Origin of the sequence: Streptomyces fradiae, from assembly GCF_041270065.1 — a bacterium.
GTDB lineage: Bacteria > Actinomycetota > Actinomycetes > Streptomycetales > Streptomycetaceae > Streptomyces.
On the sequence record NZ_CP065958.1, the window covers coordinates 5,322,774 to 5,345,525 of the forward strand.

Below are 22,752 nucleotides of genomic sequence, written 5' to 3' on the forward strand. Positions count from 1 at the left end.
CGACGATGCCGACTGCCCGAGAGTCCCTGCTCGACACGGCCCTCGCGGCCCTCGGCACGCTGCCCTGGTCCGCCGTGCGGATGGTCGACGTGGCCGCCCGCGCCCGGGTGTCCCGGCAGACCCTCTACAACGAGTTCGGCAGCAAGGAGGGGCTCGCCCGGGCCCTCGTCCGGCGCGAGGCCGACGCCTATCTCCTGGGGGTACGGCGGGTGCTCGCCGCCCCGGCCCCGCCCGAGCGCAATCTGGTGGCCGTCGCCGAGTGGACCGTGGCCCGCGCCGCCGAGCGCCCGATCCTGCGGGCCCTGCTCACCGACGCCTGGAACGACGCCCTGCCCCGGCCGCGGCCCGCCCGGGCCGGCGCCCGGCTCGCACCCGTACCGGCCCAGCGGCGCGCCGACGCCGGGCCGCCCGCGCCCGGCGAACTGGTCGCCGAGACCGCCGCCTGCGCGGGGGAGCGCTGGGCGGCCGGCTGCGAACTCGCCGTACGGCTCGCGCTCAGCCATGTCGTGGCGCCCCCGATCGCAGTCCCCGTCCCGGACGCCCGGCGCGCCGACACGCAGGGTGGTGACGCTCAGTGCGCGGAGCCGGAGAGCTGGAGGCCGATCACACCGGCGATCACCAGCGTGATCGAGACGATCTTGAGCGTGGACACGACGTCGCCGAGGAAGACCATCCCGTAGATCGCGGTGCCCGCCGCGCCGATCCCGGTCCACACCGCGTACGCCGGACCCACGTCCAGCTTGCGCAGGGCGAGGGTCAGCAGCCCGAAGCTGCCGAGTGCGAAGGCGCAGAACGCGATCGTCGGCCACAGCCGGGTGAAGCCGTGCGAGAGCTTCAGGCACACCGCGAAACCCGTCTCCAGGAGCCCGGCGACCACCACCAGCAGCCACGCCATCGTCAGTGCCTCCCACGCCCCATATGGATCACAATGTGGATCACCTGGTGCGATTATGCACTTACCAACCGTGCCCGCCCGCAAACGTGCGCGGTCAGTCGCCCTCGCGGCGCTCGCGGGTCGCGAGCAGCCGGCGCAGCGAGTACAGCCGGGCCGGGTCCGCGTGGCCCTCGGCCACCCAGGCGTCGAGCGCGCAGTCCGGCTCGTCGTGGCTGCACGCGCGCGGGCACTCCTCGGTGCCCGGCTCCAGGTCCGGGAAGGCGTGGATGACCCGGGACGGATCGACGTGGTGCAGACCGAAGGACCGCACGCCCGGGGTGTCGATGACCCAGCCGTCGACCTTGTCGAGCGGCAGCGCGAGCGCCGAGGTCGTGGTGTGCCGGCCGCGGCCGGTCACCGCGTTCACATGGCCGGTGAGCCGCCGCCGCTCCTCCGGTACGAGCGCGTTCACCAGCGTCGTCTTGCCCACGCCCGAGTGCCCCACGAACGCGGTGACCCGGTCGCCCAGATACTCCCGCACCCGGTCCGCCGCCCCGCCGTCGTACAGCTCCTCGCGGTTCACCACCACGTACGGGATGTCCAGGTCGCCGTACAGCTCGAGAAGCTTCTCCGGCGGGGCCAGGTCCGACTTGGTCAGCACCAGGAAGGGGTCGAGCCCGCCGTCGTAGGCGGCGACCAGACAGCGGTCGATGAGGCGTGGGCGCGGCTCGGGGTCGGCGAGCGCGGTCACGATCGCCAGCTGGTCGGCGTTGGCGACGACCACCCGCTCGTACGGATCGTCGTCGTCGGCCGTGCGGCGCAGCACCGAGCTGCGCTCGCCGATCCGCACGATCCGGGCCAGGGTGTCCTTCTCGCCGGACAGGTCGCCCACCAGGGAGACCCGGTCGCCGACCACGGCGGCCTTGCGGCCCAGTTCGCGGGCCTTCATCGCCATCACGGTCCGGTCCTCGACCAGACAGGTCAGCCGGCCGCGGTCCACGGTGAGGACCATGCCCTCGACGGCGTCCTCGTGCTTGGGACGGATGTTGGTCCGGGGGCGGCTGCCCTTGCGGTTGGGGCGCTGGCGGATGTCGTCCGCGTCGGTGTGCTTGCCGTAACGCCGCATGGCTCAGACTCCGAGCATTTCGGTCCACATCCTCGGGAAGTCGGGCAAGGTCTTCTCGGTCGTCTTCACGTTCTCGATCTCCACGCCCTCGACGGCCAGGCCGACGATCGCGCCCGCGGTCGCCATCCGGTGGTCGTGGTACGTGTGGAACACGCCGCCGTGCAGCGGGCGCGGGCGGATGTGCAGACCGTCCTCGGTCTCCGTGACATCGCCGCCCAGGCCGTTGATCTCCCGGGTGAGCGCGGCGAGCCGGTCGGTCTCGTGCAGCCGCAGGTGCGCGACGCCGCGCAGGGTGGACGGGGAGTCGGCGAGCGCCGCGACCGCCGCGATGCCCGGGGTCAGCTCGCCGACCTCGCCGAGGTCGACGTCGATGCCGTGGATCCGGCCGGTGCCGGTGAAGGTGAGGCCCGCGTCGGTGAGCTCGCAGGAGCCACCCATCTCGGTGAAGATCTCCCGCAGCGCGTCACCGGGCTGGGTGGTCCTGGCCGGCCAGTCCGGCACGGTGACCCGGCCACCGGTGACCAGGGCGGCGGCCAGGAACGGCTGGGCGTTCGACAGGTCGGGCTCCACCACCAGATCGCGGCCGAGCAGCGCGGACGGGGCGACCCGCCACACGTCGGGGCGCCCGCCGTGCTCCGGCTCGTCGACCTGCGCGCCGACCGCGCGCAGCATGTCGACCGTCATCCGGATGTGCGGCAGCGACGGCAGCCGGCCGCCCACGTGCCGCACCTCCACGCCCTGGTTGAAACGGGCGCCGGAGAGCAGCAGGGCGCTGACGAACTGGGAGGACGAGGAGGCGTCGATCTCCACGACACCGCCCTCCAGAGCGCCGCCGCCGTGCACGGTCATCGGCAGCGCGCCGCGCCCGTCGTCGTCGATCCGGGCGCCGAGCGCGCGCAGCGCGTCGATCACCCCGTGCAGCGGGCGCTCGTGGGAGCGGGGGTCGCCGTCGAACCGGACCGGCCCGTCGGCCAGCGCCGCGACCGGCGGCAGGAAGCGCATGACCGTGCCCGCGTTGCCGACGTCCACGGTCGCCGGGCCGCGCAGCCCGGCCGGGATGATCCGCCAGGCCTCTCCGGTGCCGTCCGGACCCACGCCCTCGTCGATCTTCACGCCCAGGGTGCGCAGCGCCTCCGCCATCAGCACGGTGTCGCGCGAGCGCAGCGGGCGGCGCACCCAGCCCGGCTCGGCCGCGAGCGCGGCGAGCACCAGGGCGCGGTTGGTGACCGACTTCGATCCGGGCACGGTGACGGTGGCGTCGACGGCGCCGCCCGCGTACGGGGCGGGCCACAGGCCGGTGAGCGGATCGGTGGACGGGGTGCTGTCGGTCATGCCCTCACTTTACGGGGGCGAAGAGCGGCCGCTACACGGCGAGCAGCCAGCGTCCGCCGCCGATCAGGGAACAGATCGAGACCGCGTGGAAGAACAGCAGCCACAGGATCGGCGGCACGTGGGTGAGGCGGCCCAGCTGGTCCGCGTCGGAGTCGCCCGCGTCCCCGTGCCGGCGCTTGGCCTGCAGCTCGAAGGCCGGGCGCACCCCGCCGAGCAGCAGGAACCACACCACCGCGTACGCGAACACCGACTGCACGTCCGGACCGGTCAGCCAGGAGACCAGGAGGAAGGCCGCGCCGGTGAGCAGCACCGTGAAGATCCCGTACGCGTTGCGCACCATCAGCAGCATCACCAGCAGCAGCGCCGTGGCCAGCCAGAGCAGCAGCGTGATCCGGTGCGAGGAGAGCAGCGCGGCGCCGCCCAGGCCGAGCAGCGGGGCCGCGGTGTAGCCGGCGGCGGCCGTGAGGATCATGCCGAGGCCGGTGGGGCGGCCGCGCGAGACGGTCAGCCCGCTGGTGTCCGAGTGCAGCCGGATCGACTGCAGCCGGCGGCCGGTGACGAGCGCGATAAGCCCGTGCCCGCCCTCGTGCGCGATGGTGATCGCGTTCCGGGACAGGCGCCATATGGAGCGGGGCACGACGGCGAGCATCGCGGCGACCCCCGTGACGATCACGATCCACAGTTCGGGGGCGCTCTGGGTGCCGAGGACGTCGGTCGTGTCGAGGGCGAGGGACGGGCCGAGGAATTCGGTCATGGTGTGGACGGGCTCCTCGGTGGGTGACGGTTGCGTGGCAGTGTGGCACGCATGTGCGGACGGTATGCGGCGAGCAGGAGCCCCGAGGAGCTGGCGGCGGCCTTCGGGGTCGAGAAGTGGGAGCCGGCGGAGACGCTGGCGCCCGACTGGAACGTGGCCCCGACCAAGCAGGTCCACGTGATTCTGGAGCGTCCTCTCAAAGACGCGGAATCGCGGCGCCCGGTTCGCCAGATGCGGGTCCTGAAGTGGGGCCTGGTGCCGTCCTGGGTGCAGGGCCCGGAGAACGCCGCCCGGATGATCAACGCCCGCGCGGAGACCCTGCACGAGAAGCCGTCCTTCAAGGAGGCCTTCGCCCGGCGCCGCTGCATCGTGCCGGCCGACGGTTATTACGAGTGGGTGACCGGCGCCGACGAGCGCGACCTGGAGGTCGAGGGGAAGCGGAAGCGGGCCCGTAAGCAGCCCTACTTCGTGACCCCGGCCGACGGCTCGGTCTTCGCGATGGCCGGGATCTACGAGTTCTGGCGCGACCGGACCCTGCCCGACGCCCACCCGCTGGCCTGGTGGGTGACCTGTTCGGTGGTCACCACCGAGGCCGAGACCGCGCCGCTCGGCGTCGCGCCGGCCGAGGGCCCGCGCTCGCTCGCCGACATCCACCCCCGGATGCCGCTGATGCTCACCCCGGACCGCTGGGACGCCTGGCTGGACCCGGCCCGCACCACGCCCGGCGCGCTCGGCGGGCTGCTCGCCCCGCCGCCCGAGGGCCTGATGCGGGCCTACCCGGTGGCGACGGCGGTCAGCAACGTGCGCAACAACGGGCCCGAGCTGCTGAAGGAGCTGGAGGGCCCGGAGGAGGCGACCCTGTTCTGACCCCTCCGAGGTGCAGGATGGGGACGTGACCAAGGCCGTGACGAAGAGCGAGATCGTTCCCACCGACGCCGGGGACGCCCGGATCACCTGGCATCCGGCGCGCAAGCCGTGGACCGTGCTCGCGGTGAGCCACGGCGCCGGCGGCGGCATCGAGGCCCGCGACCTGGTCGCCCTGGCCGCCGCGCTGCCCGCCGAGGGCGTGAGCGTGGCCCTGGTCGAGCAGCCCTGGCGGGTCGCCGGCAAGAAGGTCGCCCCCGCGCCCAAGACCCTTGACACAGGCTGGCGCGGACTGTGGCCCGCGCTCGCCGTCCCCGGCCTGCCGGTGATCGCCGGCGGTCGCAGCGCCGGCGCCCGGGTCGCCTGCCGCACCGCCGGCGAGCTCGGCGCCGCCGCCGTCCTCGCCCTGAGCTTTCCGCTGCACCCGCCGGGCAGGCCGGAACGCTCCCGAGCTGACGAACTCCTGGGCGCCGGTGTGCCGACCCTCGTCGTGCAGGGCGGCAACGACCCCTTCGGGAAACCGGCGGAGTTCCCGGCCGGCCCGCACACCCTCGCCGAGGTGCCGTACGCCGACCACGGCTTCGCCGTGCCCAAGCGCGCCCCGATCACCCAGGACGAGGCCCTGGACAGCGTGGTGGGCGCGGTCACCGAGTGGCTCGCGTCACTCCGCTGACCGCCCGCCGGGGGCCGGGAATGCCGGGCGGGGCGGTGCTGTTGTGACGGACATCGGTGCTTGGAGCAAGGGAAGAGGGAGTCCGTCGCATGGGTTCTGCCATCTGCCGTGAGCGACCGCAGCACACGGAGCTCGACTGGACCGTGCTGCCCGCGGCGCGGGTCACCCCTGTTCGGGCGGCGGGCGGAGCGGTTCCTCGTCTATCCTCCGAAGCGAGCGGATCCGCGTTCGGGTTCGCCGCAGCGCTGGAGGAGGTGGGTCCGGTCACTGGGACCGACACAGGGACCGACGACGGCCCCGAGGAGACGACCGCGGAGCGCAACGCGCGCTTCGAGCGGGACGCCCTCGGCTACCTCGACCAGATGTACTCGGCCGCGCTGCGCATGACGCGCAACCCGGCCGACGCCGAGGACCTGGTGCAGGAGACCTACGCGAAGGCGTACGGCTCCTTCCACCAGTTCCGCGAGGGCACGAACCTCAAGGCGTGGCTGTACCGCATCCTCACCAACACGTTCATCAACTCGTACCGCAAGAAGCAGCGTGAGCCCCAGCGCTCGGCTGCCGAGGAGATCGAGGACTGGCAGCTCGCCCGCGCCGAGTCGCACATGTCGACCGGACTGCGTTCGGCCGAGTCGCAGGCCCTCGACCACCTGCCGGACTCCGACGTGAAGGAAGCGCTGCAGGCGATCCCCGAGGAGTTCCGCATCGCCGTCTATCTCGCGGATGTAGAGGGCTTTGCGTACAAGGAGATCGCGGACATCATGGGTACACCCATCGGTACGGTGATGTCCCGACTGCACCGGGGCCGCCGCCAGCTGCGCGGCATGCTCGAGGACTACGCTCGCGACCGCGGGCTGGTACCCGCGGGCGCCGGTGAGTCGTCGCACGATCTGAAAGGCTCGGGCTCATGAGCTGCGGAGATCCGCACGAGACGGACTGCTCGGAGATCCTGGACCATCTCTATGAGTTCCTCGACCGCGAGATGCCGGACAACGACTGCACCAAGTTCGAGGTGCACTTCGAGGAGTGCTCCCCGTGCCTGGAGAAGTACGGGCTCGAGCAGGCCGTGAAGAAGCTGGTCAAGCGCTGCTGCGGCAGCGATGACGTGCCGATCGACCTGCGCGCCAAGGTGATGGGCCGGATCGAACTGATCCGCGAGGGCCATCTGCTCCCCGAGCAGGACACCACCACCGCCGCGGCTCCCGCCACCCCGCAGGAGCAGTAGGCAGCAGGACGCAAGACACAGGACGCGTACCGGGAGCCGGGCGAGCACCTCGCCCGGCTCCCGGTCTGTCTATCGGCCCATCGGCCCATCGGCTTGTATCACCCGATGGTGCGAATCGCCCGTGCCCGGCCGCTCCGGGGACCCCAACTCGCTAGCGTGACAGGCGTGATGGTGGTCCCGCGAACGGCACGTGTGTTCATCGGCTGCGCCCTGCTGGCCGCCGCCGCGGTCACCCTGCCCGCGTTACGCCCGGCCGCCGGCACCCCCTGGCCGACCGTGCTGCTGCTCGCCGCGCTCTACCCGCTGTGCGAACTGCCCGCCCGCTGCCGGCTCACCGGCGGCGCCCTCGGCGGCCGGGCGGGCCACGACGGCGGAGCCGCGCCCCTGGGCCCCGTCTCCTTCTATCCCGTGCTCATCGCCGCCGCGCTGCTGCTTCCGCCGTCCGCTGCCGCGCTGACCGCCCTGCCCGGCGCCGTGCTCACCCGGGTCGACCAGCCGCCCGCCGCCCTGCGCCGGGCCTGGCGGGCCGCCCAACTCGCCCTCGCCGTCGGGGCCGCGGCCGCCGTCGGACGCACCCTGCGCTGCGACGAGTCCCTCGGGCTCGGCCCGCAGACCCCCGACTTCCCCTACGTGCTGCTTCCGGCCGGGGCGACCGCCCTCACCTTCTGCCTGGTCCTCACCGCCCTCGACGGCGGCATCCGCGCCACCGCCGAACAGCAGCCGCCGCGCACCGCCTGGCACGGACTGCTCGGGCGGGCCCTCGCCCCGCACGCCGTCCACGGGCTCGCCGGACTGATGATGGCGGTGCTGTGGCGCAGCGGATACGGGCCGCCGGCCGCCCTGTTCGCGCTGCTGCCCATGTACCTGTCCAGCTGGGGCTTCGCCCAGTACCACCGCGAACGCGCCGCCCACCAGGCCACCATCCGGGCCCTCGTCCACGCCGTCGACATCAAGGACCGCTACACCCGCGGCCACAGTGAACGCGTCGGCCGCGCGTCCGTCCTGATCGCCCATGAACTCGGCATGGACGAGCCCCGCCTGGAGGTCGTGCGGTTCGCCGGCATCCTGCACGACATCGGCAAACTCGGCGTGCCCACCCGGGTGCTCCGCAAGGACGGCCCGCTCACCCCCGAGGAACGCCGGATCATCGAACTGCATCCCGAGTACGGGCACGAGATGGTGCGCGGCATCGGCTTCCTCGGCGAGGCCCGCACGGCGATCCTGCACCACCACGAACGGATGGACGGCTCCGGCTACCCGTACGGCCTCAAGGGCCACGAGATCCCCGAGTACGCGCGGGTGGTCGCCGTCGCCGACGCCTTCGACGCCATGACCTCCACCCGCTGCTACAGCCGCGCCCGGCCGGTCGGGACCGCGCTCGCCGAGCTGGAGCGGTGCGCCGGCACCCAGTTCGACCCGCGGATGGTCGAGGCCCTGGCCCGCGCCCTGCACCGGCACGGCTGGCAGACCGAGGTCACCGCCGACGAACCGGCCGTCCCCACCCCGCGCGGCACGCCGCAGGCGCAGACGCCCGCTCCCGAAGCCGCGCTCCAGGAGCCCGCGTGAGCGGCGGACGCCTGAACGGCGGGCGCGTCACCATCGGGCTCGTCCACGGCGCCGCCCTGCTGCTCGCCCTCGGCGGCCTCGCCGGCACCCTCTGGCAGGGGCTCGACGAACCCGGCCACGCCCTCGCCTTCGGCGTCCTCGTCGCGCTCGGCGAGCTCACCCGCCGGGGCGCCCAGCGCGGCGAGAGGGAACCCGCGCCGCTGGCCGCCGCCGGCGCCCTCGCGTACGCGCTGCTCGGCGAGAGCGCCGGCCGGCCCACCACCCACGGCGTGCTCCAGACCGTCGCCGTGGTCGTCGCCGCCGGCCTCGTCGGCAGCGTCCCGCACATCGCCCGCGGCCACGGCCCGGACCGCGACCAGCTCGCGCTCCGGGTCCTCACCGTGGGCTTCGCCGCGCTCTGCTTCCAGCCCCTCTACAACGCCGGCACCCTCACCGCCCGGATCGGCGAGGGCCCGCAGTACGCCCTCTTCCTGCTGCTCCTGCTCCTCCTCACCGCCCTCTGCGGCGCCGTCGTCGCCGCCCTGCTGCGCCGCGCCCGCCAGCACCACCCCTACGGGCCGCTGCTCCGCGACGAGCTGCGCGCCCTGCTCGGCATCGGCTCCGCCGTGTGCGCCACCGGCGCCGTGATGGCCCTCGGGGTGGCCGTCGCGGGCCTGTGGGCGCTGCCCGTCTTCGCCGTACCGCTGCTGCTCACCCAGGTCTCGCTGCGCCGCTGGGCCGCCGTGCGCACCACCAACCGGCAGACCATCGCCTCCCTCGCCCGCGCCACCGAGATCGCCGGCTGCACCCCGCCCGGGCACGCCCGCCGGGTCGCCGCGCTCAGCCGGGCGGTCGGCCGGGAGCTCGGCCTCTCCGGGCCCGCGCTGACCGACCTCGAGTACGCGGCGCTCATGCACGACATCGGACAGCTCTCGCTCGTCGACCCGGTCGACGGCGGCGCCACCGCCCCGCTGCCCGCCGCGGAACAGCGCCGGATCGCCCTGCTCGGCGCCGCCGTGGTGCGCCGGACCGGGGTCCACGAGGCCGTCGCCCGGATCGTCGAGCAGCAGGCCGACCCGTACCGCGAGCAGCCCCTGCCCGCCCGGATCGTACGGACCGTGAACGCCTACGACGACCTGGCCGGCGACCGCGCGGGCGGCGCCCTCGGGGCCCTGGAGCGGCTCCGGCTCGGCACCGCCCGCGACTATCACCCCGACGTCGTCGAGTCCCTCGCCCGGGTTCTCGCGCGAGGCGGCGTCACCCCAGCTCCTCCGGGGTAACCCATGGGTAATGAGCGCGCGTCCGACCGGGCATGGTTGGATGCGAACAAGAGGGTGTAGCGACCGGCAGGCGGGAATCGTGAGGATCTTCGGGAAGGTACGGCATCGGCCCTCCGCCTCGTGGCGGCAGGCCACCGACCGCGCGTTCACGCTGATCGGCGACGGACGGTACGAGGACGCGGGCGCGCTCCTCACCCGCGCGGCGGACCTGGAGCCCTGGCTCTCCGAGTCCTGGTTCAACCTGGCCCTGCTGCACAAGTTCCGGCACGACTGGGAGCAGGCCCGGGCCGCCGGCCTGCGCGCCGTCGCCCTCCTCGACAAGGAGACCGGCGCCCCCGACTGGTGGAACGTGGGCATCGCCGCCACCGCCCTGCAGGACTGGCCGCTGGCCCGCCGCGCCTGGCAGGCCTACGGACTGCGGGTCCCCGGAGCCGCCTCCGGCACCGGCGAGCCGGCCGGCATGGAGCTGGGCAGCGCGGCCGTGCGGCTCTCCCCGGAGGGTGAGGCCGAGGTCGTGTGGGGCCGCCGGCTCGACCCGGCCCGGATCGAGGTGCTGTCCATCCCGCTGCCGTCCTCCGGCCGCCGCTGGGGCGAGGTCGTGCTGCACGACGGCGTGCCCAACGGCGAGCGCACCACCAGCGCCGGCCCCTCCTACCCCGTCTTCGACGAGATCGAGCTGTGGGCGCCCTCCCCTGTCCCCACCTGGGTCGTTCTCCTGGAGGCCGCCACCGAGGCCGACCGGGACGCCCTGGAGCAGCTGGCCGCCGACGCGGGCTTCGCCGCCGAGGACTGGTCGTCCTCCGTCCGGCTGCTCTGCCGCGCCTGCTCCGAGTCGACGATGCCGAGCGCCGAGGGCGAGGGCGAGCACCTGGACCCGCACGACCACAGCGAGCCCGGCCACCCCGGTCCGCTGGGCCACCGCTCGCCCGGCGAGCTGTGGGTGCCGGAGCGCGAGTGCGGCATCGCGGCCCCGGCGGGCCTGGTCCGAGGGCTGCTCGACGGCTGGGTGGCGGACAGCCCGGACAGCCGGGAATGGCGTGATCTGGAAGAAGTCTGCTGACCGCTGCCCGTAGGCTGTACCCCATATCTACGACGGATCCCTCGGATCTCAGGAAGAAGGCGTACGGCGGACATGTCGCAGCAGGGCACTGAGCAGGAGCAGACGGGCGTGTACGCCGTGGACGAGGACGGCTTCATCGTCGACACCGAGGACACCGAGGCCCGCGAGACCGCCCACCGCGAGCGCGGCACCTCGCGCCCCATCACGGTCGTGGGCAACCCCGTGCTCCACCGGGAGTGCAAGGACGTCACCGAGTTCGGCGACGAGCTGGCGCAGCTCATCGACGACATGTTCACCAGCCAGCGCACCGCCGAGGGCGTCGGCCTCGCCGCCAACCAGATCGGCGTCGACCTCAAGGTCTTCGTCTACGACTGCATGGACGACGAGGGCAAGCGGCACGTCGGCCACGTGATCAACCCGGTCCTCGTCGACCTGCCGGCCGAGCAGCGCCACCTCGACGACTCCAACGAGGGCTGCCTGTCCGTCCCCACCGCCTACGCCGAGCTGGCCCGCCCGGACTACGCCGAGGTCAACGGCCAGGACATGCACGGCAACCCGATCAAGGTCCGCGGCACCGGCTACTTCGCCCGCTGCCTCCAGCACGAGACGGACCACCTCTACGGCTTCCTCTACATCGACAAGCTGTCGAAGCGGGACCGCAAGGACGCCCTCCGCCAGATGGAAGAGGGCACCCCGCGCTACGAGACCGTCCCGAACGCCTGATCTCCGCGTCCGTACGCGAAAGGGCCCCGCACTCCTCGCAGTGCGGGGCCCTTCGTCGTACGGGCTAGAAGTCCTCGTCCAGGTCCACCGAGCCCTCGACCGCCACCTGGTAGGCGGACGGGCGGCGCTCGAAGAAGTTGGTGAGCTCCTGGACGCCCTGGAGCTCCATGAAGGAGAAGGGGTTCTCCGAGCCGTACACCGGGGCGAAGCCGAGGCGGGTGAGGCGCTGGTCGGCGACGCACTGGAGGTACTCGCGCATGGACTCGGTGTTCATGCCCGGCAGGCCGTCGCCGCACAGGTCGCGGCCGAACTGGAGCTCCGCCTCGACGGCCTCCTTCAGCATCTCGGTGACCTGCTGCTGCAGCGCGTCGTCGAAGAGCTCCGGCTCCTCCTTGCGGACGGTGTCCACGACCTCGAAGGCGAAGCTCATGTGCATCGTCTCGTCGCGGAACACCCAGTTGGTGCCGGTCGCCAGGCCGTGCAGCAGACCGCGGGAGCGGAACCAGTAGACGTACGCGAAGGCGCCGTAGAAGAACAGGCCCTCGATGCAGGCGGCGAAGCAGATCAGGTTCAGCAGGAAGCGGCGGCGGTCGGCGGCCGTCTCCAGCTGGTCGATCTTCTCGACCGAGTCCATCCACTTGAAGCAGAACTGCGCCTTCTCGCGGATGGAGGGGATGTTCTCGACGGCGGCGAACGCGGCGGCGCGGTCGTCCGGGTCGGGCAGATAGGTGTCGAGCAGCGTCAGATAGAACTGGACGTGCACGGCCTCCTCGAAGAGCTGACGGCTCAGATACAGCCGCGCCTCCGGGGAGTTGATGTGCTTGTAGAGGGTCAGCACCAGGTTGTTGGCCACGATCGAGTCGCCGGTCGCGAAGAAGGCGACGAGGCGGCCGATCATGTGCTGCTCGCCCGGGGACAGCTTGGCGAGGTCGGCGACGTCCGAGTGGAGGTCGACCTCCTCCACGGTCCAGGTGTTCTTGATCGCGTCGCGGTAGCGCTCGTAGAAGTCCGGGTAGCGCATCGGACGCAGGGTCAGTTCGAAGCCCGGGTCGAGCAGGTTGTGAGAACGACTGTCGGCGCGGAGCGCCGTCGATGAGGGGCGGTGGTCGGGCGACGGGTGGGCGCTCATTACTGGCAGGCCTCGCAGGACTCGGGGTTTTCGAGGGAGCAGGCGACGGCGTCCGCGTCGGGCGTGGCCTGCTGTACGGGAATGGTGGTGGCCTGGGCGGCGCGGGCGATCCGGGTCGCCGGGCGCGAGCGCAGGTAGTACGTGGTCTTCAGGCCCTGCTTCCAGGCGTACGCGTACATCGAGGACAGCTTGCCGATGGTCGGCGTCTCCATGAACAGGTTCAGGGACTGCGACTGGTCCAGGAACGGGGTGCGGGCGGCGGCCATGTCGATCAGGCCGCGCTGCGGGATCTCCCACGCCGTCCGGTACAGCTCGCGCACCTCGTCCGGCACCCAGCCGAAGCCGGCCACCGAGCCGTTGGCCTCGCGCAGCGCCTCGCGGGTCTGCGCGTCCCACACGCCGAGCCGCTTCAGCTCGTCCACCAGGTACGAGTTGACCTGCAGGAACTCGCCGGACAGGGTCTCGCGCTTGAACAGGTTGGAGACCTGCGGCTCGATGCACTCGTAGACGCCGGCGATCGAGGCGATGGTCGCGGTCGGGGCGATGGCGAGGAGCAGCGAGTTGCGCAGGCCGGTCGACGCGATCCGCGCGCGCAGCGCGGCCCAGCGCTCGGGCCAGGTGAGCTCGACGTCGTAGTGGTCGGGGTGCAGCACGCCGCGGGCCGTGCGGGTCTGCTCCCAGGCGGGCAGCGGGCCGTTGCGCTCGGCGAGGTCGGCGGAGGCCTCGTACGCGGCGAGCATGATCCGCTCGGCGATCCGGGTCGACAGGGCGCGCGCCTCGGCCGAGTCGAAGGGCAGCTTCAGCTTGAAGAAGACGTCCTGGAGGCCCATCGCGCCCAGGCCCACCGGGCGCCACTTGGCGTTGGAGCGGCCGGCCTGCTCGGTCGGGTAGAAGTTGATGTCGACGACCCGGTCGAGGAAGGTGACGGCGGTACGGACGGTCGCGTCGAGCCGGTCCCAGTCGAGGTCGCCGGTCTCCGGGAGCACGAAGGCGCCCAGGTTGACCGAGCCGAGGTTGCACACGGCGGTCTCGCCGTCGTCGGTGACCTCGATGATCTCGGTGCAGAGGTTCGAGGAGTGCACGACCGAGCCGGGCTCGGCGGTCTGGTTGGCGGTGCGGTTGGAGGCGTCCTTGAAGGTCATCCAGCCGTTGCCGGTCTGCGCGAGGGTGCGCATCATCCGACCGTAGAGGTCGCGGGCCGGCATGGTCTTGCGGGCCAGGCCGGCCGCCTCGGCCTTGCGGTAGGCGGCGTCGAACTCCGCGCCGTACAGGTCGACCAGCTCGGGCACGTCGGACGGGGAGAACAGCGACCACTCGGCGTCCGCGTTGACCCGGCGCATGAACTCGTCCGGGATCCAGTGCGCCAGGTTGAGGTTGTGGGTGCGGCGGGCGTCCTCGCCGGTGTTGTCGCGGAGCTCCAGGAACTCCTCGATGTCCGCGTGCCAGGTCTCCAGGTAGACCGCGGCGGCGCCCTTGCGGCGGCCGCCCTGGTTCACGGCGGCGACGGAGGCGTCGAGGGTCTTCAGGAACGGGACGATGCCGTTGGAGTGCCCGTTGGTGCCGCGGATCAGCGAACCGCGGGCGCGGATGCGGGAGTAGGCGAGGCCGATGCCGCCGGCGTGCTTGGAGAGGCGCGCGACCTGGTGGTAGCGGTCGTAGATGGAGTCCAGCTCGTCCAGCGGGGAGTCGAGCAGATAGCAGGACGACATCTGCGGGTGGCGGGTGCCGGAGTTGAAGAGGGTGGGGGAGGACGGCAGGTAGTCGAGCCGGCTCATCAGCCCGTACAGCGCCGTGACCTCGTCCAGGGCGCGCACCGACTCGTCCTCGGCCAGACCGGCGGCGACGCGCAGCATGAAGTGCTGCGGGGTCTCGATCACCTTGCGGGTGATCGGGTGCCGGAGCAGATAGCGCGAGTACAGCGTCCGCAGGCCGAAGTAGCCGAAGCGGTCGTCGGCGGCCGGGTCGATCGCCGCGTCGAGGCGCTCCGCGTGCAGCGCGACGAAGGCAGCGGTGCGGTCGGCGATCAGGCCCTCGCGGTGGCCGACGGCGACGGAGCCGGAGAAGGACACGGCGCCCTGGCCGGCCGCCTCCTCGGCGATCGTGAGCGTCAGGAGGCGGGCGGCCAGCCGGGAGTACGCCGGGTCCTCGGCGATCAGGCCGGCGGCGGCCTCGGTGGCCAGCTCGCGCAGTTCCGCCGCGTCCGAGCCGGCGTGCCGGCCGCGCAGCGCGGCGGCGGCGACCCGGCCGGGGTCGGTGTCCGGGAGGTCGGCGGTCAGCTCGGTCAGGGTCCGCAGCAGCGCGGTCCCGGGACCGTCGCCGTCGACGGCGGAAGCCTGGGCCGAAGCCGGATCGGCGGGCGCGATGGTCACGTGGGGGCTCTCCCTCGCTCGGCTCGGGGCCAGGACGGGGGAGGCGGGAAACGACGGGCCTTTCGTGGCGTACGTACGCACACGGCGGCGCCGCGTCCACCGGCCCACTCCGCGAGGCCCGGACGTCTGTGGCACCCGGAACGGACGGACCGGGCGCGCTGTCGGCAGGTCCTCGGACTCACGTCGTACGGAAACGCACTTAGTACACCGTTGCGGGACAGTTCCGGACTTCCACCGGATTCCCCTGCGGCGACAGCGAGGACGAGCATACATGTGGGGGGCGCCGATCGCGGCACCCCCCACATGTTGTGTGTCGTCTGACGAGCCGTCTGGATTCCTACAACTCCAGGGCGTAGCAGAGCAGCAGGAAATCGGGCTTCTCCGGGATGGGGGCCCAGTCCCGTTCCGGGGCGCGGCGGAAGCCCAGGCGCTCGTATATGCGGTGCGCGGTGCGCATCTCGGGCTGGGTGGACAGCACGATCCTCTCGCACCCCGGGACGGCCCGCGCGCGCTCGACACAGGCCCGCACGAGGGCCTCGCCGACGCCCCGGCCACGGGCCGCGCGGTCGACGGCCAGCATCCGGATCTCGGTCTCGCCGGGCCGGGCGCGGTCGCCCATCACACCGGGGGCCGGGACGAAGGTCACCCCGCCCAGGACGGTGCCGTCCGCGTCCACGGCGGCGAGCACCTCGGCCACCTCGGCCCGCCCGGCCACGTTCCGCAGATGCCCGTAGTACCAGTCGTCCGCGCCGTGCAGGAGGAAGCCGTCGTCGAGGTAGGCCCGGCCGGTGAGCTCGCCGAGGGCCTCGTACTCCTCGGGCCGTACAGCTCTGATCGTGAAGTCCATGGCACGCAGTCTGCCCCGGACGCGGCTCCGCCCGCCCCCGGGATTCCGGGGACGGGCGGAGGCTTCGTACGGAGCGGGTCCGGGGTCAGTGACCGGCGGCGCCGACCTTCGGCAGGTCGGCGGCGACGCCCGCGTCACCCGCGTCGGCCGTGTAGTCCGCCGGCGAGGTCTCGTCCACGCCCTCGGGGGCCTTGACGGCCTTGAGGACGAAGGTGAGGACCACGGTGACGAGGACGTTGAGCACGAAGGCGGTGAGGGCGATGTAGCCCATCTCGCCGATGCCCGGGATCTCGGCGGAGGAGCCGCCGAAGTGCTTCTGGGTCGGGCTCGCGACGCCGTACGCGGCGACCGTGCCGTAGATCATGCCGACCGCCCAGCCGGCGAGCAGCGCCCAGCGGTGCATCCAGCGGGTGAACAGACCGCCGACCAGGGCCGGGAAGGTCTGCAGGATCCAGATGCCGCCGAGCAGCTGGAAGTTGATCGCGACGGTCTTGTCCATGGTGAGGACGAAGACCAGCGCGCCGACCTTCACCAGGAGCGAGACCAGCTTGGAGACCTTGGTCTCCTGGGCGGGGGTCGCGTCGCGCTTGATGAAGTCCTTGTAGATGTTGCGGGTGAAGAGGTTGGCCGCGGCGATCGACATGATCGCGGCCGGCACGAGGGCGCCGATGCCGATGGCGGCGAAGGCCACGCCCGCGAACCAGTCCGGGAACATGTTCTCGAAGAGCTGCGGGATGGCGAGCTGGCCGTTCTGCACCTTGACGCCGGCCGCGATGGCCATGAAGCCGAGCAGCGCGAGCAGGCCCAGCATCAGCGAGTACAGCGGCAGGATGGTGGTGTTGCGGCGGATCACCTCGCGGCTCTTCGACGACAGCGTCGCCGTGATCGAGTGCGGGTACATGAACAGCGCGAGCGCCGAGCCGAGCGCCAGTGTCGCGTACGTCCACTGGCTCGCCTCGCCGGGTATGAGCGCGCCCTTGGGCTTGCCGGTGGCCGGGTTGACCTGGGCGAAGGCCTCGCCGGCCCTGCCGAAGATCTCGTCGAAGCCGCCCAGCTTGATCGGGATGTAGATGATCGCCACCGCGATGACGATGTAGATGAGCGTGTCCTTGACGAACGCGATGAGCGCGGGCGCGCGCAGTCCGGACGAGTAGGTGTACGCGGCGAGCACGCCGAAGGCGATGAGCAGCGGCAGGTCCTTGACGAACCAGTTGGTGTTCTCGCCGCCGCCGACGCCCATCACGTCCAGGACGGCCTGGATGCCGACCAGCTGGAGCGCGATGTACGGCATGGTGGCGAGGATGCCGGTGACCGCGACCGCCAGCGAAAGACCCTTGGAGTCGAAGCGCCCGCGGACGAAGTCCGAGGTGGTCACGTACCCGTGCTTGTGCGACACCGACCACAGGCGCGGCAGGAAGGTGAAGATCAGCGGGTAGACCAGAATGGTGTACGGCACCGCGAAGAAGCCGGCCGCGCCCGCCGCGTAGATCGCCGCCGGGACGGCGACGAAGGTGTACGCGGTGTAGAGGTCGCCGCCCAGCAGGAACCAGGTGATCCAGGTGCCGAACGAGCGGCCGCCCAGGCCCCATTCGTCGAGGCTGTGCTCGTTCTCGGCCCGGCGCCACCTGGCCGCCAGGAAGCCCATGACCGTGACGGCCAGGAAGAAGAAGATGAAGACGCCGAGCGCGACGCCGTTCACGCCGTCCTTCATCGCGCGTCACCTCCCTTGCGGGCGCGCTGGTCACGCTGCCACAGCTTGTAGGCGACCACGGTGAGCACGGTCGAGATCAGCACCCAGAGCATCTGGTACCAGTAGAAGAACGGGACGCCGATGAAGGTGGGATCCACCTTCGCGTAGGAGCTCACCCACAGCATCGCGACGAACGGCGCGAAGAGGCAGAGCCCGATCACCACCCTGATGGGGGTGATGACCGATTGTTTCCCTTGGTTCCCTTGTGCCGCTTGTGACATGGCGATCCCGTCCCACGTGCCGATGACCTGGTAATGCCGAGGAAATCTAGGGGACCGTTCGCATTCTCGGAACCCCTGTCCGTATCACGGATGTGTTGCCGTGGTGGTTCACAACCAGCCTTCCTTGGCCGCGCGGACGCCCGCCTCGAAGCGGCTGCGGGCCCCGAGCCGGTTCATCAGCTCCGAACTCATCCGGCGCACGGTGCGCAGCGAGACCCCGAGCCGGCGGGCGGCGATGTCGTCGGTGCAGCCGATGCCGAGCAGCATCAGCAACTCCCGCTCCTGCGGCGAGAGGTCGTGCTCGTCGCGGCGCGGGGCCTCGCCGAACGGGGTGCCGGACTCCCAGATCCGGTCGAAGAGGACGACCAGGGCGTGCACCAGGCCCGGGCTGCGCACCTCCAGGGCGCCCGCCCGGCCGTCGGTCGGGTCGACCGGGACGAGCGCGGCCTCGCGGTCGACGATGACCATGAGCATGGGCACCACGGGGACGGTGCGGGCCTCGCCGCCGAGGCCGCAGTACCAGCGCACGTAGTCGACGGTGGGCGGATCGTTCCGGAAACTGTCCTGGTAGATCGACCGGATCCCGACCCCGCGTTCCAGGGCGAGTTGGTCGAGCGGCTTGCTCGCGTCCATGGTGTCGGGCAGCTGCGCGCCGCCCGGTAGCAGTGACAGGCACTCGGAGCGGGCGCCGGCCGCCAGGTCCTCCAGGCGCTCGCGCACCGCGTCGAGCCCGGTGATCCGGTCGACCAGATCGCGGCGGGTCGTGTGCTCGGGTCCCTCGGAGTAGCTGGCGAGGATTCCGGCCACCGCGCGGCCCGCCTGCTCCACCTGGCGTCTGCGCTTGCTGAGTTCGGCCTCCGCGCGGGACAGCAGGAAGGAGAACCCGACGTCGGGGGAGAAGGGCTCCACCTCGCCCGAGGATTCGTCCATCAGGACGAGTTTGAGATCCGCCAGGCACAGAAGCGCGTCGCGGACCTCGCTCTCCCGGCGGCCCAGATGGGCCGCCATCTCCGTCACCCCGTACTCGGGCCGCTCCAGGAGCAGACGGTAGACGTCCTCCGTCGACTCCTTGATGCCGAGCGCCTCCAGCATGTCCCATCTCCCCCTTGTCACGGCGGTCGTCGATGCTAGAGGGGTGCCACCGTCTAGGTCTAGACCAATAGGGGTGAACTCCGAGGGGTGAGACGGGCCCGGGCGCCGAGCGCGCCGAGCAGCGCGGTCAGGGCGAACGCCGAGACGAGCAGGGCGAGTTCGACCTGCGGGCCGATCCCGACCGCGAGCACTGCGAGCGCGCACGCGCCCGCCGCGAGCGGCCCGGGCCGCTCCAGGGTCACGCAGAACGCGAACGCCCCGACCACCAGCGGCACCCAGCCCGTCACGGCGCCGGTGCCGGTGCCGGTGCCCGCGAGCCCGTACTGCCACAGCAGCACCGGCCCGCCGGCCGCCGCGCCCGCCGCGAGCAGCGCCCCGAGCAGGGTGCGGGCGCTGTCCCGCAGGCCCTGCCGCCGGCGTACGAGGACCCCGAAGGCGGCGAGCGCGGCGACCGGCACGGCGTACGGCAGCAACCCGTAGTCGCCCGCCACCAGATCCCGGTCCACCACCCCCGAACCGCCGACCAGCGCGCCGGTCCCGGCGACCGCCGCCCGCACCCCCTCGACCGCCCGCGCCCCGCCCGCCGTCATCGGCTCCTCCTCGGGCACCACCACGACCAGGGCCGTTCCGCCCCTGCGCCACCCGTCCCCGTCCGGCGCCACGACGAACCGCACCCCGGGAACGCCCGCCACAGCCCGCACGACCTCCCCGACCGCGCCCGAAGGCACAAGCACCTCCAACGGATTGAGCACCCCAGGCGCCACCCCGGCCGCGGTGAGCCGGTCCAGCCCGGCGCGGGCGGGCCCGGCGTCCACGAGGGCGCGGGCCTCGGGGTTCCCGACCCGGAGGAGCGGGGCCGCACCGGCGCAGAGCAGGAGGAGGACGAGGGCGGCGAGGGGGAGGGAGCGGGAGGAGACGAGGCCGGGGCGGCGGAACCGCCCCGGGGCGGGGAGCCGGTCGGCGCCGACCGTCGGCGCGCCCGCGCGCCGCGTCGTGCGGCGGCGTGGGGTGCCTGTCCGGCTGCTCCGCGCCGGGCCTGCCGCCGGCGTCGGCTCCGCCGCGCGCCGCGTGGTACCTCGGCCTGCGCCGCCTGCCCGGCCGCTCCGCGCCAGCGACCGCAGCACCGGGTCCAGCCACACCGTCACCGCGAGCCCCACCAGACACACCGCCGCGCCCGCGATGCCGATCGAGCGCAGGAACACCCCCGGGAACAGGGCCAGTACGGCGAAGGCCGCCGCGCCCGCCGGGCCGGCGGTGCGGGCCGAGCGGGTTGCGGCCTCCGGGGGGAGGGTCCGGCGGTGGACCGTGATCAGGAGAGCCGTCACGGGGATCAGGTAGACCACGACGAAGCTCACCGGGGTCACCGAGGCCGCCGCCTCGGTCGCGAGCAGCGCGCCCACCGTGACGGTCGCCGCGAGCAGCAGTGGGGCGAGGACGCCGAGGGGGGAGCGGAAGGCCAGCGCGAGCAGCGTCAGGAAGCCGAGGGCGCAGGCCGCTTTCAGCGCCAGGACCCAAGGCCCGGGCCCCGTGGCCGCGCTGTCCGCCGTCAGCGGCAGGACGCCCGTCACCTCGGCCCCGGCGGCCCGGAGCCGCTCGGCCGTCTCCTCGACGGCGGCGAGCCCCGCCAGGTCCGCCTTCCCGGCGCCCGGGTACACCAGCGCGTAGCTGATGCCGGCCTCCGTACGGGTCACCGTCCGCGCGCCCGGGCCCGCCGCGCGGGCCACCGCGTCCGGGTCCCCGGCGGGCGGCACGGCCACCAGGGGCGGGACCGCCGCCCCGTTCCCGTACCGCTCGTGGATCTCCTGGTTGGCGCGGTGGCCGGGCCCGCCGGTCGCCGTGAACGACTGGTCGAGCCGGCCCAGGCCGGCCATCGCGACCGCCCCGCCCACCAGCAGGGCGAGCAGCCACACCACGTACAGCGGCCCGGTCCTAGTCCGCATCGTCGAGCCGCTTCCTCAGCTCCTCGTCGAGCGTCAGCCCCACCGCGCCCAGCGTCTCGTCGAGCTGCCCGGGCGAGCTCGCCCCGATCACCGGGAGCACCGGGAGCCGCCCGCCCAGCGCCCAGGCCAGGACCACCTGGTTCGCCGTCGCCCCGGTCTCCGCCGCGACCTCCGCGAGGACCTTCAGGCGCCGCTCCGAGCCGGCGTGCCGGTACTGCTCCGGCACCTCCTTGGCCGGATCGGTGTAGGCGCCGGTCAGCTGGGTCGTGTACGCCGTGAAGGTCAGCTCCGGCCGGGTGCCCAGATAGTCGAGCAGCTCCTCGGAGGCGTGCGGGTTCACCCCGAACTCCGCGCCCGGGCGCGGCCGCAGATAGGTGAAGCGCTGCTGCACCGCCGCGTAGTCCGGCACCCCGGCGGCCCGCGCCGCGCCCCGCGACTCCTCGATCCGCCAGGCCGCGAAGTTGGAGCAGCCGGCCCGGCCGATCTTCCCGGCCGCGACCAGCTCGCCGAACGCGCCCATCGTCTCGGCGACCGGCGTCGCCCGGTCGTCGATGTGCGCGTAGTAGAGGTCGATCCGGTCCGTGCCGAGATTGCGCAGGCTCTCCTCCACCTGCCGCCGGATCACCGGCGCCGACAGGCCCTCCGCGCACTCCGGCCAGGCCGAGCCGGGCGGATCGGGCAGCGCGCCCACCTTGGTGGCGAGCACCATCTCGTCCCGGACGCCCCGGCTGCGCAGCCAGCGCCCGATGACCAGCTCGCTCTCCGCGCCGGTGGCCCCCGGTTCCCAGAAGGCGTAGGTGTTGGCGGTGTCGATGAAGGTGCCGCCGGCCTCGTGGAAGCGGTCGAGGACGGCGAAGGCGGTCTCCTCGTCGATCCGGGTGCCGAAGGGCAGGGTGCCCAGGCACAGCGTGCTCACGCGCGGGCCGTCGGGCCCGCCGAGCGTCGTGTACTCCATCAGTCGTTTCCCTTCTTCGGAGAGATGAGGGTGAGTTCCTGGACCAGGTGGTCCGACAGGCCCCGCGCGTCGCGGAAGCGGTACGCGCCGACCCGGGCGCCGCCGCCCGTGAACGCCCAGTCGATCCGCCACAGCCGCAGCCGCGACCGGGCGTTCCAGCTGGCCGGCAGGACCGAGCGGCAGACGCCGATCGCGTCGCGCAGCGAGCCGGGCATCCGGCGGATGTCGCCGATCGCCGCGCTGGTGTTGAAGTCCCCGGTGACGAGCACCGGATGCGGGTTGTCCCGCAGGTCGGCGACGAGCGCCGCGTACTCCGCGTCCCGGGCCCGGGAGCGTCGCCGCATGTCCCGGAAGAACGCCGGCCGCAGCGGGTTCATGACGGTCAGCTGGACGGGGATGTGCACGTTGTACGTGGAAAGCACCCCGTCGCCGGTCCGCAGGTCCGCCCGCAGCGAGCAGGCGCCGACCGGCACCGGCGGCCCGGCGAGCGGGAGCCGGGACAGCGTCACCGCGTTGTTGCCGATCGCCCGGTGGTGGTCCGGGAACGCGGCCCGCAGCCGCTCCTCGTCGTCGATGTCCCAGACCTCGCCGCCCTCGAAGCCGTTCAGGTACTCCTGGAGCACGTACACGTCCGCGTCGAGCTCGCGCAGAAAGGCGTAGAACCGGTCGGGATCGCCGCCCTGGTTCCAGTGCTGGGTGTTCCAGGAGACCAGCCGCGGCCCGCTGCCCGGATCCGGGCAGCCGGACCGCCGCCGCCCGAGGGCCCGGAGATTGATCCCGTTCTGCGGCCAGGCGACGAGCAGGCAGCCGGCCGCCAGCCCCGCGGCCCCCCACGCCCCGCCGGCCAGGGCGGCGGCCAGCAGCGCCACCGGTACGGCGGCCAGGGCGACCGGCGGAAGCAGTGAGACCGCGAGCCAGGGCCACCAGCGCCCGTTGAGCGCGAGGTGCAGGGCGAGGAAGCCGGCCCAGCCGAGAGTGCAGAGGAGGACCACG

Annotated in this window: 22 protein-coding genes and 1 riboswitch; of the genes, 9 read left to right on the forward strand and 13 right to left on the reverse strand. The window is 72.9% G+C overall.

The window, feature by feature from the left end:
- Positions 1-5: 5 nt before the first annotated feature.
- Positions 6-680 (forward strand): TetR/AcrR family transcriptional regulator, encoded by a 675-nt coding sequence (locus tag JAO84_RS24515; RefSeq protein WP_370414781.1) that lies wholly within the window; start codon positions 6-8, stop codon positions 678-680.
- On the opposite strand, the gene JAO84_RS24520 is transcribed toward JAO84_RS24515, so the two are convergent.
- From JAO84_RS24520 to JAO84_RS24535, 4 genes are all read right to left on the reverse strand, one after another.
- On the reverse strand, positions 572-895 hold the full coding sequence (locus JAO84_RS24520) for a multidrug efflux SMR transporter (RefSeq protein WP_370414782.1): 324 nt from the start codon (positions 893-895) through the stop codon (positions 572-574). The two genes, JAO84_RS24515 and JAO84_RS24520, sit on opposite strands and share 109 nt — an antisense overlap.
- A 94-nt stretch (positions 896-989) precedes the next feature.
- A complete protein-coding gene (rsgA, locus tag JAO84_RS24525) occupies positions 990-2,000 on the reverse strand; it encodes a ribosome small subunit-dependent GTPase A (RefSeq protein ID WP_370414783.1) in 1,011 nt (336 codons plus the stop codon).
- 3 nt (positions 2,001-2,003) lie between these two features.
- Positions 2,004-3,332, reverse strand: a complete 1,329-nt coding sequence (gene aroA / locus JAO84_RS24530) for a 3-phosphoshikimate 1-carboxyvinyltransferase (protein ID WP_370414784.1) — start codon at positions 3,330-3,332, stop codon at positions 2,004-2,006.
- Between the two features lie 31 nt (positions 3,333-3,363).
- Complete coding sequence (locus JAO84_RS24535) at positions 3,364-4,086, reverse strand: M50 family metallopeptidase (protein ID WP_370414785.1); 723 nt, start codon at positions 4,084-4,086, stop codon at positions 3,364-3,366.
- Positions 4,087-4,137: 51 nt separating this feature from the next.
- Here JAO84_RS24535 and JAO84_RS24540 point away from each other — a divergent pair, with 51 nt between their 5' ends.
- The 8 genes from JAO84_RS24540 (at position 4,138) to def (ending at position 11,456) form a co-directional block, all read left to right on the forward strand.
- A complete protein-coding gene (locus tag JAO84_RS24540; protein WP_370414786.1) occupies positions 4,138-4,953 on the forward strand; it encodes an SOS response-associated peptidase in 816 nt (271 codons plus the stop codon).
- Between the two features lie 37 nt (positions 4,954-4,990).
- Positions 4,991-5,623, forward strand: a complete 633-nt coding sequence (locus JAO84_RS24545; protein WP_370416854.1) for an alpha/beta family hydrolase — start codon at positions 4,991-4,993, stop codon at positions 5,621-5,623.
- 254 nt (positions 5,624-5,877) lie between these two features.
- Positions 5,878-6,534 (forward strand): sigma-70 family RNA polymerase sigma factor, encoded by a 657-nt coding sequence (locus JAO84_RS24550; RefSeq protein ID WP_265866716.1) that lies wholly within the window; start codon positions 5,878-5,880, stop codon positions 6,532-6,534.
- On the forward strand, positions 6,531-6,848 hold the full coding sequence (gene rsrA / locus JAO84_RS24555; RefSeq protein WP_370414787.1) for a mycothiol system anti-sigma-R factor: 318 nt from the start codon (positions 6,531-6,533) through the stop codon (positions 6,846-6,848). Before JAO84_RS24550 ends, rsrA begins: the two co-directional genes overlap by 4 nt.
- Before the next feature lie 165 nt (positions 6,849-7,013).
- Positions 7,014-8,414, forward strand: coding sequence for an HD-GYP domain-containing protein (locus tag JAO84_RS24560; RefSeq protein ID WP_370414788.1), 1,401 nt, complete (start codon positions 7,014-7,016; stop codon positions 8,412-8,414).
- A complete protein-coding gene (locus JAO84_RS24565) occupies positions 8,411-9,673 on the forward strand; it encodes an HD-GYP domain-containing protein (protein WP_370414789.1) in 1,263 nt (420 codons plus the stop codon). The genes JAO84_RS24560 and JAO84_RS24565 overlap by 4 nt, the downstream gene beginning before the upstream one ends.
- Positions 9,674-9,752: 79 nt before the next feature.
- A complete protein-coding gene (locus JAO84_RS24570) occupies positions 9,753-10,733 on the forward strand; it encodes a hypothetical protein (RefSeq protein WP_265866586.1) in 981 nt (326 codons plus the stop codon).
- A 72-nt stretch (positions 10,734-10,805) separates the two neighbouring features.
- On the forward strand, positions 10,806-11,456 hold the full coding sequence (gene def / locus JAO84_RS24575) for a peptide deformylase (protein ID WP_370414790.1): 651 nt from the start codon (positions 10,806-10,808) through the stop codon (positions 11,454-11,456).
- Positions 11,457-11,520: 64 nt separating this feature from the next.
- Here def and JAO84_RS24580 read toward each other — a convergent pair whose 3' ends face one another.
- From JAO84_RS24580 to JAO84_RS24620, 9 genes are all read right to left on the reverse strand, one after another.
- Entirely contained in the window at positions 11,521-12,585 is a 1,065-nt protein-coding gene (locus JAO84_RS24580; RefSeq protein WP_370414791.1) for a ribonucleotide-diphosphate reductase subunit beta, read from the reverse strand.
- Positions 12,585-14,954, reverse strand: coding sequence for a ribonucleoside-diphosphate reductase subunit alpha (locus JAO84_RS24585; RefSeq protein WP_370414792.1), 2,370 nt, complete (start codon positions 14,952-14,954; stop codon positions 12,585-12,587). Before JAO84_RS24585 ends, JAO84_RS24580 begins: the two co-directional genes overlap by 1 nt.
- A 145-nt stretch (positions 14,955-15,099) precedes the next feature.
- A riboswitch (cobalamin riboswitch) is annotated at positions 15,100-15,257 on the reverse strand.
- A gap of 34 nt (positions 15,258-15,291) precedes the next feature.
- Positions 15,292-15,801, reverse strand: a complete 510-nt coding sequence (locus tag JAO84_RS24590) for a GNAT family N-acetyltransferase (RefSeq protein ID WP_370414793.1) — start codon at positions 15,799-15,801, stop codon at positions 15,292-15,294.
- Positions 15,802-15,886: 85 nt separating this feature from the next.
- Positions 15,887-17,512 carry a monocarboxylate uptake permease MctP gene (gene mctP, locus JAO84_RS24595; protein WP_370414794.1) on the reverse strand — a complete coding sequence of 542 codons (1,626 nt, stop codon included), beginning with the start codon at positions 17,510-17,512 and terminating at the stop codon, positions 15,887-15,889.
- Complete coding sequence (locus tag JAO84_RS24600; protein WP_370414795.1) at positions 17,509-17,772, reverse strand: DUF3311 domain-containing protein; 264 nt, start codon at positions 17,770-17,772, stop codon at positions 17,509-17,511. The genes mctP and JAO84_RS24600 overlap by 4 nt, the downstream gene beginning before the upstream one ends.
- A 108-nt stretch (positions 17,773-17,880) precedes the next feature.
- On the reverse strand, positions 17,881-18,864 hold the full coding sequence (locus JAO84_RS24605) for a LuxR C-terminal-related transcriptional regulator (protein ID WP_370414796.1): 984 nt from the start codon (positions 18,862-18,864) through the stop codon (positions 17,881-17,883).
- Positions 18,865-18,923: 59 nt separating this feature from the next.
- Positions 18,924-20,804, reverse strand: coding sequence for a hypothetical protein (locus tag JAO84_RS24610; protein ID WP_370414797.1), 1,881 nt, complete (start codon positions 20,802-20,804; stop codon positions 18,924-18,926).
- A complete protein-coding gene (locus tag JAO84_RS24615; protein WP_370414798.1) occupies positions 20,794-21,759 on the reverse strand; it encodes an aldo/keto reductase in 966 nt (321 codons plus the stop codon). The genes JAO84_RS24610 and JAO84_RS24615 overlap by 11 nt, the downstream gene beginning before the upstream one ends.
- A complete protein-coding gene (locus JAO84_RS24620; protein ID WP_370414799.1) occupies positions 21,759-22,751 on the reverse strand; it encodes an endonuclease/exonuclease/phosphatase family protein in 993 nt (330 codons plus the stop codon). Before JAO84_RS24620 ends, JAO84_RS24615 begins: the two co-directional genes overlap by 1 nt.
- Between the last annotated feature and the right edge of the window lies 1 nt (position 22,752).